The sequence below is a fragment of the Bacillus sp. SD127 genome (assembly GCF_058566445.1).
Genome location: NZ_CP191226.1, coordinates 4,235,817 through 4,248,950 on the forward strand (window position 1 = coordinate 4,235,817; position 13,134 = coordinate 4,248,950).

Genomic DNA, 13,134 nt, shown 5'->3' on the forward strand with positions numbered 1-13,134 from the left:
CACTATGTGATATCTTGTGTTACTAATTGAATGTGATGTCTACTGTTATCTAGTTTTCAAAGAACACGTTGGTGGAGCCTAGCGGGATCGAACCGCTGACCTCCTGCGTGCAAAGCAGGCGCTCTCCCAGCTGAGCTAAGGCCCCATTTGTATAAGATGGTGGGCCTGAGTGGACTCGAACCACCGACCTCACGCTTATCAGGCGTGCGCTCTAACCAGCTGAGCTACAGGCCCATCTTAACTTATTCAAGGAACAAAGTTCCTTCAAAACTAAACAAGACAGGGAACGTTCTGTTTATAAGACCCAAGGTCTTATATTCCGTAAATATCCTTAGAAAGGAGGTGATCCAGCCGCACCTTCCGATACGGCTACCTTGTTACGACTTCACCCCAATCATCTGTCCCACCTTCGGCGGCTGGCTCCATAAAGGTTACCTCACCGACTTCGGGTGTTACAAACTCTCGTGGTGTGACGGGCGGTGTGTACAAGGCCCGGGAACGTATTCACCGCGGCATGCTGATCCGCGATTACTAGCGATTCCAGCTTCACGCAGTCGAGTTGCAGACTGCGATCCGAACTGAGAACAGATTTGTGGGATTGGCTTAACCTCGCGGTTTCGCTGCCCTTTGTTCTGTCCATTGTAGCACGTGTGTAGCCCAGGTCATAAGGGGCATGATGATTTGACGTCATCCCCACCTTCCTCCGGTTTGTCACCGGCAGTCACCTTAGAGTGCCCAACTGAATGCTGGCAACTAAGATCAAGGGTTGCGCTCGTTGCGGGACTTAACCCAACATCTCACGACACGAGCTGACGACAACCATGCACCACCTGTCACTCTGCCCCCGAAGGGGACGTCCTATCTCTAGGATTGTCAGAGGATGTCAAGACCTGGTAAGGTTCTTCGCGTTGCTTCGAATTAAACCACATGCTCCACCGCTTGTGCGGGCCCCCGTCAATTCCTTTGAGTTTCAGTCTTGCGACCGTACTCCCCAGGCGGAGTGCTTAATGCGTTAGCTGCAGCACTAAGGGGCGGAAACCCCCTAACACTTAGCACTCATCGTTTACGGCGTGGACTACCAGGGTATCTAATCCTGTTCGCTCCCCACGCTTTCGCTCCTCAGCGTCAGTTACAGACCAGAGAGTCGCCTTCGCCACTGGTGTTCCTCCACATCTCTACGCATTTCACCGCTACACGTGGAATTCCACTCTCCTCTTCTGCACTCAAGTTCCCCAGTTTCCAATGACCCTCCCCGGTTGAGCCGGGGGCTTTCACATCAGACTTAAGGAACCGCCTGCGAGCCCTTTACGCCCAATAATTCCGGACAACGCTTGCCACCTACGTATTACCGCGGCTGCTGGCACGTAGTTAGCCGTGGCTTTCTGGTTAGGTACCGTCAAGGTACCGCCCTATTCGAACGGTACTTGTTCTTCCCTAACAACAGAGCTTTACGATCCGAAAACCTTCATCACTCACGCGGCGTTGCTCCGTCAGACTTTCGTCCATTGCGGAAGATTCCCTACTGCTGCCTCCCGTAGGAGTCTGGGCCGTGTCTCAGTCCCAGTGTGGCCGATCACCCTCTCAGGTCGGCTACGCATCGTTGCCTTGGTGAGCCGTTACCTCACCAACTAGCTAATGCGCCGCGGGTCCATCTGTAAGTGGTAGCCGAAGCCACCTTTTATGTTTGAACCATGCGGTTCAAACAAGCATCCGGTATTAGCCCCGGTTTCCCGGAGTTATCCCAGTCTTACAGGCAGGTTACCCACGTGTTACTCACCCGTCCGCCGCTAACATCAGGGAGCAAGCTCCCATCTGTCCGCTCGACTTGCATGTATTAGGCACGCCGCCAGCGTTCGTCCTGAGCCAGGATCAAACTCTCCGATAAAGTAGTTTGACTGACTACGCACATCGCTGTGCGATTTATATTAAAACTTGAATTAACAGGTACGTTTTGTCTTGTTTAGTTTTCAAAGAACTTTGTTGCCGCTCTTTAAGCGACTTTATAATCATAACATTTTACGTCGTTTCCGTCAACAACTTTTTTCGTAATTTTTTTAAAAAGCTTATCCGTCATCAGCGACGTATATTAGAATAACACCCTTACGTCTTAAAGTCAACATATAACATGAATTAAATAATAAAATGCTTAATCACTACTAATGCTGCTATTCCCGGTATGCCCAAGATTCCGCTTATGGCTGTTGTGACAATATTAATCGGCACATGGATGCCGAGGCTGCCTCCGAACATGTTCACACATACCAGCAACAAAGCACCCGCTACACATTTAACAGCAGTTATACCAATCCACTTTAAAGGCTTTGCAGGCGAACCTGATAAAAACAGAAGAACAACTAGTCCTAAAATAATCCCTATAATAAAAATTGGCTCCATGAATCTTCTCATCCCCTTCACTTGTTCTAGTACAAGCTTATGAGAAGATCCAGGAGTTTAGACCACTTACTTCCACCGGCTGATTTTCAAATTCCGCTGTTTCGCTTCCCTCAAGTAAAAAAAATACTTCGCTTCAGCTACCTTCAGCTCGCATAAAACTTCAGCTGATGGTTCAAGGCTTTTTTCAACCAGCTTCTTTTGCCTGTTCCACTCTTCCTTTTGCTTAAAAAGCTGCTCGATTAGTTTTTCATCAAACTCTCTTCTCAATGTTTTCTTGCGAAGAAAACCCATGGATCGCTTTTTCCTCCCTTACAATTCACGTCTTCCTTCAAGTGCCTTAGAAAGAGTGACCTCATCAGCATATTCCAAGTCACCGCCGACGGGCAGTCCGTGGGCAATACGGGAGAGCTTAATACCAGATGGCTTCAAGAGCCTTGATATATACATCGCTGTTGCTTCCCCTTCTATATTAGGGTTTGTTGCGAGAATCACTTCTGTCACTTGATCATCCTGTAATCGTTTTAACAATTCTGGTATTTTTATATCCTCTGGTCCGATGCCGTCCATTGGAGAAATGGCGCCGTGGAGAACATGATACTGGCCGTTGTATTCTTTCATTTTCTCCATAGCAATAACATCCTTAGGGTCTTGCACAACACAGATAATGGACTTATCCCTTCGTGAATCTTCACATATATAACAAGGGTCCTGGTCTGTAATATGCCCGCAAACTGAGCAATATGTCAGATTGCGTTTCGCATTTACCAACGCTTTCGCAAAATCTAATACCACATCTTCTTTCATACCTAGAACAAAAAAAGCCAGACGGACCGCTGTTTTCGGTCCGATCCCTGGCAATTTCATAAAGCTGTCGATCAGCTTTGATATTGGTTCAGGATATTGCATTTTCTTTTATCCCCCTAGAACAAACCTGGCATGTTCATTCCTTTTGTAAATTGACCCATTGTTTCGTTTGTGATCTCGTCAACTTTTTTCAAGGCTTCATTCGTTGCAGCAAGCACTAAGTCCTGGAGCATTTCGATATCTTCCGGGTCAACTACATCTTCTTTAATGATGACATCCAGAATTTCTTTTTGGCCGTTTGCTTTAACTGTTACCATACCGCCGCCTGCAGTTCCTTCAACTACCTGTTCTGCAAGCTCTTCTTGAGCCTTGGCCATATCCTTTTGCATTTTTTGCATTTGTTTCATCATTTTTTGCATATTTCCCATTCCGCCACGCATATTATCCACTCTCTTTCATTTTGTTAGTCTTTTATTTCAATTAAATCCGCTCCGACAAGCTTTTTCGCTTCTGCAATAAGCGGATCTTCTTCAGCCGGCTCATTTGATCCTTCATTTTCCTGCTGATGATCTACTAAAAATTCTTCTCTTATTTTACCCCATTGTGCTTCTGGAACGCCAATCAAATCCATTCTTTTTCCGAGCATAGATTCTAAAATCTGTTCAAGATTAGTCCGGACACCGTTGTTATCCTCGGCGACCATTTTACAATGTATTTCATATTTGAACTTCAGTACAAATGCCGAAGAAGCTGCAGCCACAGGTTCACTGTCATTCAGCAGCGCAGCATGTGATACTTTGTTTTGCTGTTTCAGGTGAGCCAGAAGCTTGCCCCAGCTGCTTCTGAGCTGATCAAGGTCCGTCCTCGTTGCTTCCTTCAAAATTTCATGAATTCTGCCTACCGGCGCTTTGTAATTGGATTTCCCGCCTTTTGGCGCACGCGGCGCTTCTTTTTTCGGACTTTCCGCCGCTGCTTTTACGCCGGTTGTTTTGAGCCGTTCTACTTCTTGCTCAAGCTGCTGGATTTTTTTCATCAGCATATCAACTTCAGGCAGGTCTGCAGCAGCTGGTTGATGAGACGTTTGGCAAATCTTCACCACAGCCACTTCAAAGAAGATGCGGGGATGGTTCGTCCATTTCATTTCCTGGTGGCTCTTGTTCAGGATATCAATCATTTCATATATCGCCTGGGTCGGAATTTGTTCACTCAATTCACGGAACGTTTCATCGACTTTTACTTTTTCCAGTACACCCTCTAAGCCAGGAGCTGTTTTGAACAGCAGCATGTCCCTGAAATAGAAAATCATATCCTCTATCAGCTTCGCCGGGTCTTTCCCTTGCTGAAGCAGCTCATTCAATGTTTCCAAAGCTTCAGAAACATGTTTTTCATGCAGAGATTGCGCAAGCTTTCCTATATATAATTGAGAAACTGCTCCGGTAATCAGAAGCGCATCATCAACTTTTAGCTCGTCGCCGCTGAATGAGACTGCCTGATCAAGAAGGCTCAAAGCATCCCTCATACCGCCATCTGCAGCACTCGCAATAATGTCGAGCGCCCCTTCTTCAACCTGCAGCTCTTCAGCATCAACTATTTTGTTCATACGTCCGACAATCGCTTGGGATGTAATTCGCTTGAAGTCAAAACGCTGACATCTGGAGATAATGGTTAAAGGAATTTTGTGCGGTTCTGTTGTTGCTAAAATGAAAATACAATGCTCAGGCGGCTCTTCTAATGTTTTTAATAACGCATTAAAGGCGCCGATAGAAAGCATATGCACCTCATCTATGATATATACCTTATATGTGACGGCCGATGGGGCAAACTTCACTTTGTCGCGGATGTCACGAATTTCATCAACACCATTGTTAGAAGCGGCGTCAATTTCTATGACATCGGATATGGACCCGTTTGTTATCCCTTTACAGGCTGCACATTCGTTACATGGCTCATCAACAGGAGCGTGTTCACAGTTGACAGCTTTGGCAAATATTTTGGCCGCACTGGTTTTTCCCGTACCCCTTGGCCCGGAAAACAGATAAGCATGAGAAAATTTCTTTTGCAAAAGGGCATTTTGAAGCGTTTTTGTAATGTGCTCTTGTCCGACCACATCTTCAAAGCGCTGAGGCCTGAATACTCGATATAAAGCTTGGTAACTCACGGGTGCGCCCTCCTCCGTTATTCATCATTCCCATTATACATGAACCGTGTATCGATTCCAAAAGCTCTTTTACATAACAAAAAACTCACCTAATATTAGGTGAGTTTGAAAATTTGATGATTGATTTACCGTGCACCTTCTGTCGATTCGCTACCCTAAGCGTTACTTAAGCAGTTAGCTCGGCCCAGGCAACCCTGCGGCACATGAGAGGTTTCACTTAATGCTGCTTCCTTCCGGACCTGACATGGTTCATGAATTCCCATTGCGCAGGACCCAAACGTCAACACCACTTACTTAAGGCAGACCTTAAAGTAAACGAACCTCGAGAAGGGATTCGGCCCCGCTAGAGCGGATTGCGGGTACAGGGCACCGCTACCTCCCCGCTTAGCACGGCAAAATAAATATCAAATTTTATGTCGCATCTATGACGATGCACACATAAGTATATCCTTTTCCCCTAAAAATTGCAACCTTACTACTCAGACAAGTTTTTCCTAGAAGCTTTCTTCTTTTTTCTCAGATCTCTGAAAAACGCACTGAGCATTCCTCCGCATTCTTCCTCTAGCACACCGCTCACCACTTCAGCCTGATGATTAAAGCGTTCTTCCTGAAGAAGGTTCATTAACGTGCCTGAACAGCCTCCTTTTGGATCAAATGCGCCAAATACTACTTTCTCCACGCGTGAAAGCACGACGGCTCCGGCACACATCGGACAAGGCTCAAGGGTAACGTAAAGTGTTGCGCCTTCCAGTCTCCATGTTCCAAGTGACTTGCACGCTTCATCAATCACAAGCATTTCCGCATGAGCGATAGACCGCTGCTCTGTTTCTCTTAAATTGTGCGCGCGTGCCACGATTTTATCATTCACAACAAGCACGGCCCCGATCGGCACCTCGCCTTTCGCTTCAGCTTTTTTCGCTTCTTTTATTGCTTCTTTCATATAAAGTTCATCTTGATTCATCAGATTAGCTCTCTTTTCAAAGTTTTTTCCTTACCTAAAAAGGCTACATATTAACTATAACTTAAACAGAAAGGAGACTGTCGATGTCTAAAGCAGACACAGCTCTTCTCATTGTAGACATGATCAATAATTTTGAATTTGATATGGGAGAAAGTCTCGCCAACAAAACAGAAAAAATCGTTCCTCACATTTTATCATTAAAAAAGCACGCAAGACAAAATGACTGGCCGATTATATACATTAATGATCATTACGGGCTTTGGCAAGCGGATATCCAAAATATCCAGCAAGAATGTGAAAACGAGAAAAGCAAGGCCATTATTGAAAAGATATCGCCCGAGGATGCCGACTATTTTTTAATCAAGCCGAAACACTCCGCTTTTTATGAAACAGCCCTCCATACCCTCCTGACTGAATTACAGGTGAAACGCATTGTCTTAACAGGGATAGCCGGAAATATATGCGTGCTGTTTACTGCTAATGATGCTTACATGAGAGAATACAGCATTACAATACCTAAGGACTGCATTGCTTCTAACAGCGATAAGGACAATGAATTCGCTCTAACCATGATGGAAAATGTTCTTTTCGCAGAAATTACAACTGAAGAACAAATTACAGAAAAACAAACATGATTAGCGCTTTCCTTTCATACATTGTAGCGATATGAAAGGAGGCGTTTTTCATTCAAATTTATGTGGTGAAACAAGGCGACACTCTTTCTGCTATCGCTTCACAATACAGAACAACTGCAAACGAAATCACAGAAACGAATGAAATACCGAATCCCGACAGCCTTGTTGTCGGACAAACCATTGTTATTCCAATAGCTGGCCAGTTTTATGATGTTCAACAAGGTGATACCCTGACATCCATCGCACAGCAATTTAATACAACAGCAGCTGAGCTTGCCAGGGTGAACCGCATCCAGTTAAATACCGTACTGCAGATTGGTTTCCGTTTATACATTCCTCCAGTTCCAAAAAGAGACATTGAATCAAGCGCTTATTTGGAGCCACGCGGAAATCAAGTCAGCGAAAATCTCCAGCAGGCGGCCAGAGAAGCATCGCCCTACTTAACGTACCTTGGCGCATTCAGTTTCCAGGCACAGCGTGATGGAACCTTAGTCGCACCGCCTTTAACGAATTTAAGAAGCATTGCAGAGAATCAAGGCACGACATTGATGATGATTATAACGAACCTAGAAAACCAGGCATTCAGCGATGAGCTCGGCCGGATCCTTTTGAACGACGATACTGTGAAAAGAAGACTTTTGAATGAAATAGTCGAGAATGCCAGAAGATATGGCTTCCGTGCTATTCATTTTGACTTTGAATACTTACGGCCCCAGGATAGAGAGGCATATAATCAATTTCTCCGCGAGGCAAGGGATCTTTTTCATCAAGAAGGCTTAGAAATTTCTACGGCGCTTGCCCCTAAAACAAGCGCAACACAGCAGGGCAGATGGTACGAAGCCCATGATTACAGAGCACATGGCCAAATTGTAGACTTTGTTGTCCTCATGACATATGAATGGGGATACAGCGGCGGACCCGCTCAAGCCGTTTCTCCAATAGGACCTGTTCGGAACGTCATTGAATATGCTTTAACCGAAATGCCCGCCAATAAAATTGTCATGGGGCAGAATTTATATGGATATGACTGGACACTGCCATATACAGCAGGAGGAACTCCGGCAAGAGCAATAAGCCCTCAGCAAGCCATTGTCATAGCCGAACAAAACAATGCCGACATCCAGTATGACCAAACCGCCCAAGCCCCTTTCTTCCGCTATACTGATGCAGAAAACAAAAGGCACGAGGTGTGGTTTGAAGACGCCCGTTCGATTCAGGCCAAATTCAATCTGATTAAAGAGCTTAATTTAAGAGGGATCAGCTACTGGAAGCTGGGGCTTTCCTTTCCTCAAAACTGGCTGCTGCTTTCTGATCAATTTCAAGTTGTCAAAAAGACGTTCCGTTAATTTGGAAACGTCTTTTTTTCATAGGGGAATCCAAGGGTTGTGATACAATATGAAGGTCAGCAATTGACGGACGTTTTTTAGAAATAAGGAGGATTCCAATGAATACAGCCCCTTTTATCGCAGTTGAAGGTCCTATCGGGGCAGGAAAAACAACGCTCGCGACGATGCTTTCACAAGAGCTTGGATTCCCTATGATCAGTGAGATTGTTGAGGATAACCCATACCTTGATAAGTTTTATGACAACATAGAGGAATGGAGCTTCCAGCTTGAGATGTTTTTTCTTTGTCACAGGTACAAACAGCTTGAGGATACCAGCCATCACTTTTTAAATGAAGGACAGCCTGTGATAGCTGATTATCATATTTATAAAAATGTGATTTTTGCTGAACGAACGCTGTCTGAACAGCAGCTCAACAAATACAGAAAGATTTTTCATCTTCTTACCGATGATCTTCCTAAGCCAAATTTCATCATTTACATAAAGGCAAGTCTGCCCACATTGTTACACCGCATTGAAAAACGCGGGCGTCCCTTTGAGAAAAAAATTGAAACAAGCTATTTGGAACAGCTGATCGCAGATTATGACATCGCCATCAAGCAGCTGCAGGAAGCAGACCCATATCTTACGGTGTTAACAATAGATGGCGATTCAGAGGATTTCGTTTTGAATAAGAGCGATTTTGAACGTATTGCCGCCCATGTAAAGGAGCTTATAAAATGAAGGAACATCATATCCCTGAGAATTCAATCATTACAGTAGCAGGAACAGTAGGTGTCGGAAAATCTACTTTAACAAGAGCATTGGCTAAACGGCTTGGCTTTAAAACCTCTCTTGAGGAAGTCGATCATAACCCATACTTAGAAAAATTCTATCATGATTTTGAACGCTGGAGCTTCCATCTGCAAATCTACTTCTTAGCTGAACGATTCAAAGAACAGAAAAATATTTTTGAAGCCGGCGGAGGGTTTGTACAGGATCGTTCTATTTATGAGGATACTGGGATTTTTGCAAAAATGCACGCTGACAAAGGGACGATGTCAAAGATTGATTATAAAACCTATACAAGCCTGTTTGAAGCAATGGTCATGACACCGTATTTCCCGCATCCTGATGTGCTGATCTATTTAGAAGGCGATCTGGAAAACATATTAGCCCGGATTGAAGAACGCGGACGTGAAATGGAGCTTCAAACAGATCGGTCTTATTGGGAAGAAATGCACACGCGTTACGAAAACTGGATCAGCGGTTTTAACGCTTGCCCTGTCCTGAAAATCCGTATTGAGGATTATGACTTGAAGAATGATGAAAGTTCTATCGAGAACATTGTTGATCAAATCGCAACTGTCATTCATGAAACGAAAAAAAAGTGAATCTCATGACCTGAGATTCACTTTTTTATGATATTAAAAAATCCGTTGCAAACGATGCAACGGACAAAACAATCTCCAATATATGCTTGAGTTTCATTAGAATTAAAATCAATATGGCGGAGGAAGAGGGATTCGAACCCCCGCGGGCTTTGACACCCCTGTCGGTTTTCAAGACCGATCCCTTCAGCCGGACTTGGGTATTCCTCCGTATCGACAAGACTTACTATATCATGAATGTTTTATGATGGTCAAGCATTTTTAAAAACTTTTTTTGTTTTTATGAAAATGTTTAATTTAAATAGCAAAAGGCGCGCCTTATCAGGCACACCTTTTCAGCTTTACGCTTTGATGACTTCTCTATTTCCCATATAAGGACGAAGCACTTTTGGTATAATGACGCTTCCGTCTTCCTGCTGATAATTTTCTAAAATAGCGGCAACTGTTCTTCCAACTGCCAAACCTGAACCGTTCAATGTGTGTACATGCTCTGGTTTGCCTTTCACTTCACGTCTAAAACGAATGTTCGCACGTCTGGCTTGGAACGCTTCGAAGTTGCTGCAAGAAGAAATTTCACGATATGTGTCTTGGCTCGGAATCCAAACTTCTATATCGTATTTTTTCGCAGCCGTAAATCCTAAATCTCCCGTACACATGCTCATTACACGGTATGGAAGTTCCAACAGCTGGAGCACACGCTCAGCCTGGTTTGTTAGTTTTTCTAACTCATCATAAGAATCTTCCGGCTTTACAAACTTCACAAGCTCCACTTTATTAAACTGGTGCTGACGGATTAATCCGCGTGTATCGCGCCCTGCTGAACCAGCTTCTGAACGGAAACAGGCACTGAATGCCGCATAATTAATCGGCAGGCTGTCACCTGACAGAATTTCATCCCGATGCATATTTGTGATCGGCACTTCAGCAGTCGGAATCAAGAAGTAATCCTCTTCCCTGATCTTAAACGCATCCTCTTCGAACTTTGGAAGCTGTCCTGTTCCCGTCATGCTTGCACGGTTTACCATATAAGGCGGGATAACCTCAGTATAGTTATACTCATCCACATGAAGGTCAAGCATAAAGTTATAAAGCGCACGCTCCAAACGAGCACCTAAGCCTTTATAAAACACGAAGCGGCTTCCTGTTACCTTCGCAGCACGTTCAAAATCAAGAATGCCGAGCTCATCAGCAATATCCCAATGCGGTTTTGGCTCATGTGCAAATGAAGGTGTTTCGCCCCATTTCCGGATTTCTACGTTATCATCTTCCGTTTCACCGACTGGCACTGATTCATGCGGAATATTCGGGATTGAAAGAAGAATGGTCTCAAGCGCAGATTCTACTGTTCTTAATTCTTCATCAAGTTTTTTAATTTCCTCGCCGACTTCACGCATTTCTTTAATGATGTGATCCGCGTCTTTTTTCTCGCGTTTCAAAGCAGCTACCTGCTGGGATACTTCATTCCGTTTTCCTTTTAGTTCTTCTACTTTTCCGATAAGCTCTCTTCTTTTATCATCAAGCTCCTCGAACTTATCAAAATCTGTTAAGTCTTCGCCTTTGTGTACAAGCTTTGCTTTAATTTCTTGAAAATTTGCTCTCAGCATTTTCGTATCAAGCATGCGAAACACTCCTTTTTTCATTAAATTCATTGAATTATCGAAAATAAAAAGAGCCCTCATCCCCATGAAAGGGACGAGAGCTCTCGCGTTGCCACCCTGATTGAAAACAAGCCATAGACTTGTTTTCCGCTTTCACACATAACGGTTATCCCGTAAATGCCTACTTCATTCAGCATTTCGCTCAAGGATGGATTCAGACAGCATCTTTCACCGATTCACACCAACCATCGGCTCTCTTAGAAAGAGAGGCTTCCTACTAGTTCCTATCAACGCTTTTCGATCTTTATTTGTGTTTATAATGTACTATAAGTTTCCACAGCTTTCAACTGTTTTATACAAGGGCTTTCTGCTTGTATTCCTCGACCATTTGAACGAACAGCTTTGTCACTCGATGATCCTCTGTCAGCTCCGGATGGAACGAACAGCCCAAGAAATTACCCTGTTTAGCCGCAACAATGCGTCCGTTATGCTCAGAAAGCACTTCAACATTTTCACCGGCTTCCAAGATATGCGGCGCACGGATGAATACACCAGTGAAAGATTCGTCCAGCCCTTTAATGGTTAAATCAGCTTCAAAGCTGTCAACCTGCCGGCCAAACGAATTCCGTTCAACAACTACATTCAGCAAACCTAAATGAGCGTTATCTGAACCGGCAATTTCCTTTGCTAAAATAATTAAACCGGCACATGTCCCAAACAGCGGTTTTCCCTGAGCAGCAAACTCACGCAATGGCTCCATGAATTGATACGTATCAATTAAACGGCGCATTGTCGTGCTTTCTCCGCCCGGCAAAATTAAACCATCAATTTCGTTTAGCTGCTCTGGGCGTTTAATAACAAGTCCAGCTGCACCGCATGCTTCAATTGCATGGATATGCTCTCTTACTGCTCCTTGAAGTCCTAGTACACCTATTGTTAACATGTCGCAGCTCTCCTATATTCTTACCAGCCGCGTTCTTGCATACGCTGTTCTGGAAGTAAATTTGAGATTTCGATCCCTTTCATTGCAGTTCCAAGCTCTTTTGAAAGCTCTGCAATCAATTTATAATCAGTGAAGTGAGTTGTTGCTTCCACAATTGCTTTTGCAAATTTTGCAGGATTGTCTGATTTGAAGATACCAGAACCAACAAATACACCGTCAGCGCCAAGCTGCATCATAAGTGCCGCATCAGCAGGAGTCGCTACGCCGCCAGCCGCAAAGTTAACGACAGGAAGTTTACCGTCTCTTTTAATTTGTTGAAGCAGCTCATAAGGCGCTCCCAAATTTTTCGCTTCAGTCATCAGCTCATCGTCGCTCATTGCAACTACTTTGCGTACTTGAGCGTTTACCTTGCGCATATGGCGAACAGCTTCAACGATATTACCAGTTCCAGGCTCACCTTTTGTACGAAGCATAGAAGCGCCTTCAGCAATACGGCGTGTTGCTTCGCCGAGGTCACGGCAGCCGCACACGAAAGGAACTGTATATTCATTTTTATTCAAATGAAATTCTTCGTCAGCCGGAGTCAGAACTTCACTTTCATCAATGTAGTCAACACCCATAGCCTCAAGCACACGCGCTTCAACAATATGTCCGATACGCGCTTTTGCCATTACAGGGATGGATACAGCATTCATTACTTCTTCCACGATTGTAGGGTCTGCCATACGGGCAACTCCTCCAGCCGCACGAATATCAGCTGGTACACGTTCTAGCGCCATTACAGCGACAGCTCCAGCCTCTTCAGCAATTTTCGCTTGTTCCGCATTGATGACGTCCATGATGACGCCGCCTTTTTGCATTTCTGCCATTCCGCGTTTTACACGTTCAGTACCTGTTTGAGCCATTTCTTGGTCCCCCTAATCAAG

General features: G+C 44.4%; 13 protein-coding genes, 3 tRNA genes, 1 rRNA gene, 1 other RNA gene and 1 other annotated feature. Of the genes, 4 read left to right on the forward strand and 14 right to left on the reverse strand.

The features are described from left to right. Positions 1 to 69 precede the first annotated feature (69 nt). The 10 genes from ACQVGS_RS21995 to tadA form a co-directional block, all read right to left on the reverse strand. Positions 70 to 145: transfer RNA gene (locus ACQVGS_RS21995), tRNA-Ala, on the reverse strand. Between the two features lie 12 nt (positions 146 to 157). Further along, positions 158 to 234, reverse strand: a tRNA-Ile gene (locus ACQVGS_RS22000). Positions 235 to 335: 101 nt separating this feature from the next. Then, positions 336 to 1,885, reverse strand: a 16S ribosomal RNA gene (locus tag ACQVGS_RS22005). 245 nt (positions 1,886 to 2,130) lie between these two features. Further along, positions 2,131 to 2,394, reverse strand: a complete 264-nt coding sequence (gene bofA, locus ACQVGS_RS22010) for a sigma-K factor-processing regulator BofA (RefSeq protein ID WP_024123600.1) — start codon at positions 2,392 to 2,394, stop codon at positions 2,131 to 2,133. A gap of 66 nt (positions 2,395 to 2,460) precedes the next feature. After that, positions 2,461 to 2,685: a YaaL family protein gene (locus ACQVGS_RS22015; RefSeq protein ID WP_024123599.1), complete on the reverse strand. Its 225-nt coding sequence runs from the start codon at positions 2,683 to 2,685 to the stop codon at positions 2,461 to 2,463. An 18-nt stretch (positions 2,686 to 2,703) separates the two neighbouring features. Next, complete coding sequence (gene recR, locus ACQVGS_RS22020; protein WP_024123598.1) at positions 2,704 to 3,300, reverse strand: recombination protein RecR; 597 nt, start codon at positions 3,298 to 3,300, stop codon at positions 2,704 to 2,706. A 14-nt stretch (positions 3,301 to 3,314) separates the two neighbouring features. Next, complete coding sequence (locus ACQVGS_RS22025) at positions 3,315 to 3,638, reverse strand: YbaB/EbfC family nucleoid-associated protein (RefSeq protein ID WP_014112282.1); 324 nt, start codon at positions 3,636 to 3,638, stop codon at positions 3,315 to 3,317. A 23-nt stretch (positions 3,639 to 3,661) separates the two neighbouring features. After that, positions 3,662 to 5,356 (reverse strand): DNA polymerase III subunit gamma/tau, encoded by a 1,695-nt coding sequence (gene dnaX, locus ACQVGS_RS22030; RefSeq protein WP_024123597.1) that lies wholly within the window; start codon positions 5,354 to 5,356, stop codon positions 3,662 to 3,664. 128 nt (positions 5,357 to 5,484) lie between these two features. Further along, positions 5,485 to 5,749: signal recognition particle sRNA large type (gene ffs / locus ACQVGS_RS22035), an RNA gene on the reverse strand. An 82-nt stretch (positions 5,750 to 5,831) separates the two neighbouring features. After that, positions 5,832 to 6,317, reverse strand: a complete 486-nt coding sequence (gene tadA, locus ACQVGS_RS22040; protein ID WP_024123596.1) for a tRNA adenosine(34) deaminase TadA — start codon at positions 6,315 to 6,317, stop codon at positions 5,832 to 5,834. A gap of 83 nt (positions 6,318 to 6,400) precedes the next feature. Here tadA and ACQVGS_RS22045 point away from each other — a divergent pair, with 83 nt between their 5' ends. The 4 genes from ACQVGS_RS22045 to dck all read left to right on the forward strand — a co-directional run bounded on the left by ACQVGS_RS22045 (position 6,401) and on the right by dck (position 9,670). Beyond that, on the forward strand, positions 6,401 to 6,952 hold the full coding sequence (locus ACQVGS_RS22045; protein WP_010332741.1) for a cysteine hydrolase family protein: 552 nt from the start codon (positions 6,401 to 6,403) through the stop codon (positions 6,950 to 6,952). Positions 6,953 to 7,014: 62 nt separating this feature from the next. Then, complete coding sequence (locus ACQVGS_RS22050) at positions 7,015 to 8,298, forward strand: glycosyl hydrolase family 18 protein (protein WP_038954334.1); 1,284 nt, start codon at positions 7,015 to 7,017, stop codon at positions 8,296 to 8,298. Positions 8,299 to 8,396: 98 nt separating this feature from the next. Then, on the forward strand, positions 8,397 to 9,020 hold the full coding sequence (dgk, locus tag ACQVGS_RS22055; protein ID WP_105955735.1) for a deoxyguanosine kinase: 624 nt from the start codon (positions 8,397 to 8,399) through the stop codon (positions 9,018 to 9,020). Further along, positions 9,017 to 9,670 carry a deoxyadenosine/deoxycytidine kinase gene (dck, locus tag ACQVGS_RS22060; protein WP_024123592.1) on the forward strand — a complete coding sequence of 218 codons (654 nt, stop codon included), beginning with the start codon at positions 9,017 to 9,019 and terminating at the stop codon, positions 9,668 to 9,670. Before dgk ends, dck begins: the two co-directional genes overlap by 4 nt. Before the next feature lie 114 nt (positions 9,671 to 9,784). Here the strand turns inward: dck and ACQVGS_RS22065 are convergent. The 4 genes from ACQVGS_RS22065 to pdxS form a co-directional block, all read right to left on the reverse strand. Continuing rightward, positions 9,785 to 9,877 (reverse strand) — tRNA-Ser (locus ACQVGS_RS22065). A 131-nt stretch (positions 9,878 to 10,008) separates the two neighbouring features. Continuing rightward, on the reverse strand, positions 10,009 to 11,286 hold the full coding sequence (serS, locus tag ACQVGS_RS22070; protein ID WP_106021712.1) for a serine--tRNA ligase: 1,278 nt from the start codon (positions 11,284 to 11,286) through the stop codon (positions 10,009 to 10,011). A gap of 66 nt (positions 11,287 to 11,352) precedes the next feature. Beyond that, positions 11,353 to 11,565, reverse strand: a binding site (T-box leader). 52 nt (positions 11,566 to 11,617) lie between these two features. After that, the gene (gene pdxT, locus ACQVGS_RS22075; protein WP_491830631.1) at positions 11,618 to 12,208 is read right to left on the reverse strand and encodes a pyridoxal 5'-phosphate synthase glutaminase subunit PdxT; all 591 of its coding nucleotides are present in this window, start codon (positions 12,206 to 12,208) and stop codon (positions 11,618 to 11,620) included. Between the two features lie 20 nt (positions 12,209 to 12,228). Further along, positions 12,229 to 13,113, reverse strand: coding sequence for a pyridoxal 5'-phosphate synthase lyase subunit PdxS (pdxS, locus tag ACQVGS_RS22080; protein WP_024123589.1), 885 nt, complete (start codon positions 13,111 to 13,113; stop codon positions 12,229 to 12,231). Positions 13,114 to 13,134 lie beyond the last annotated feature (21 nt).

Coding starts and splice junctions, on each gene's coding strand:
- ACQVGS_RS22015 (WP_024123599.1), bottom strand. CDS start 2,685: ATGGGTTTTCTTCGCAAGAAAACATTGAGAAGAGAGTTTGATGAAAAA.
- tadA (WP_024123596.1), bottom strand. CDS start 6,317: ATGAATCAAGATGAACTTTATATGAAAGAAGCAATAAAAGAAGCGAAA.
- ACQVGS_RS22045 (WP_010332741.1), top strand. CDS start 6,401: ATGTCTAAAGCAGACACAGCTCTTCTCATTGTAGACATGATCAATAAT.
- serS (WP_106021712.1), bottom strand. CDS start 11,286: ATGCTTGATACGAAAATGCTGAGAGCAAATTTTCAAGAAATTAAAGCA.
- pdxS (WP_024123589.1), bottom strand. CDS start 13,113: ATGGCTCAAACAGGTACTGAACGTGTAAAACGCGGAATGGCAGAAATG.
- bofA (WP_024123600.1), bottom strand. CDS start 2,394: ATGGAGCCAATTTTTATTATAGGGATTATTTTAGGACTAGTTGTTCTT.
- ACQVGS_RS22025 (WP_014112282.1), bottom strand. CDS start 3,638: ATGCGTGGCGGAATGGGAAATATGCAAAAAATGATGAAACAAATGCAA.
- pdxT (WP_491830631.1), bottom strand. CDS start 12,208: ATGTTAACAATAGGTGTACTAGGACTTCAAGGAGCAGTAAGAGAGCAT.
- dgk (WP_105955735.1), top strand. CDS start 8,397: ATGAATACAGCCCCTTTTATCGCAGTTGAAGGTCCTATCGGGGCAGGA.
- recR (WP_024123598.1), bottom strand. CDS start 3,300: ATGCAATATCCTGAACCAATATCAAAGCTGATCGACAGCTTTATGAAA.
- dck (WP_024123592.1), top strand. CDS start 9,017: ATGAAGGAACATCATATCCCTGAGAATTCAATCATTACAGTAGCAGGA.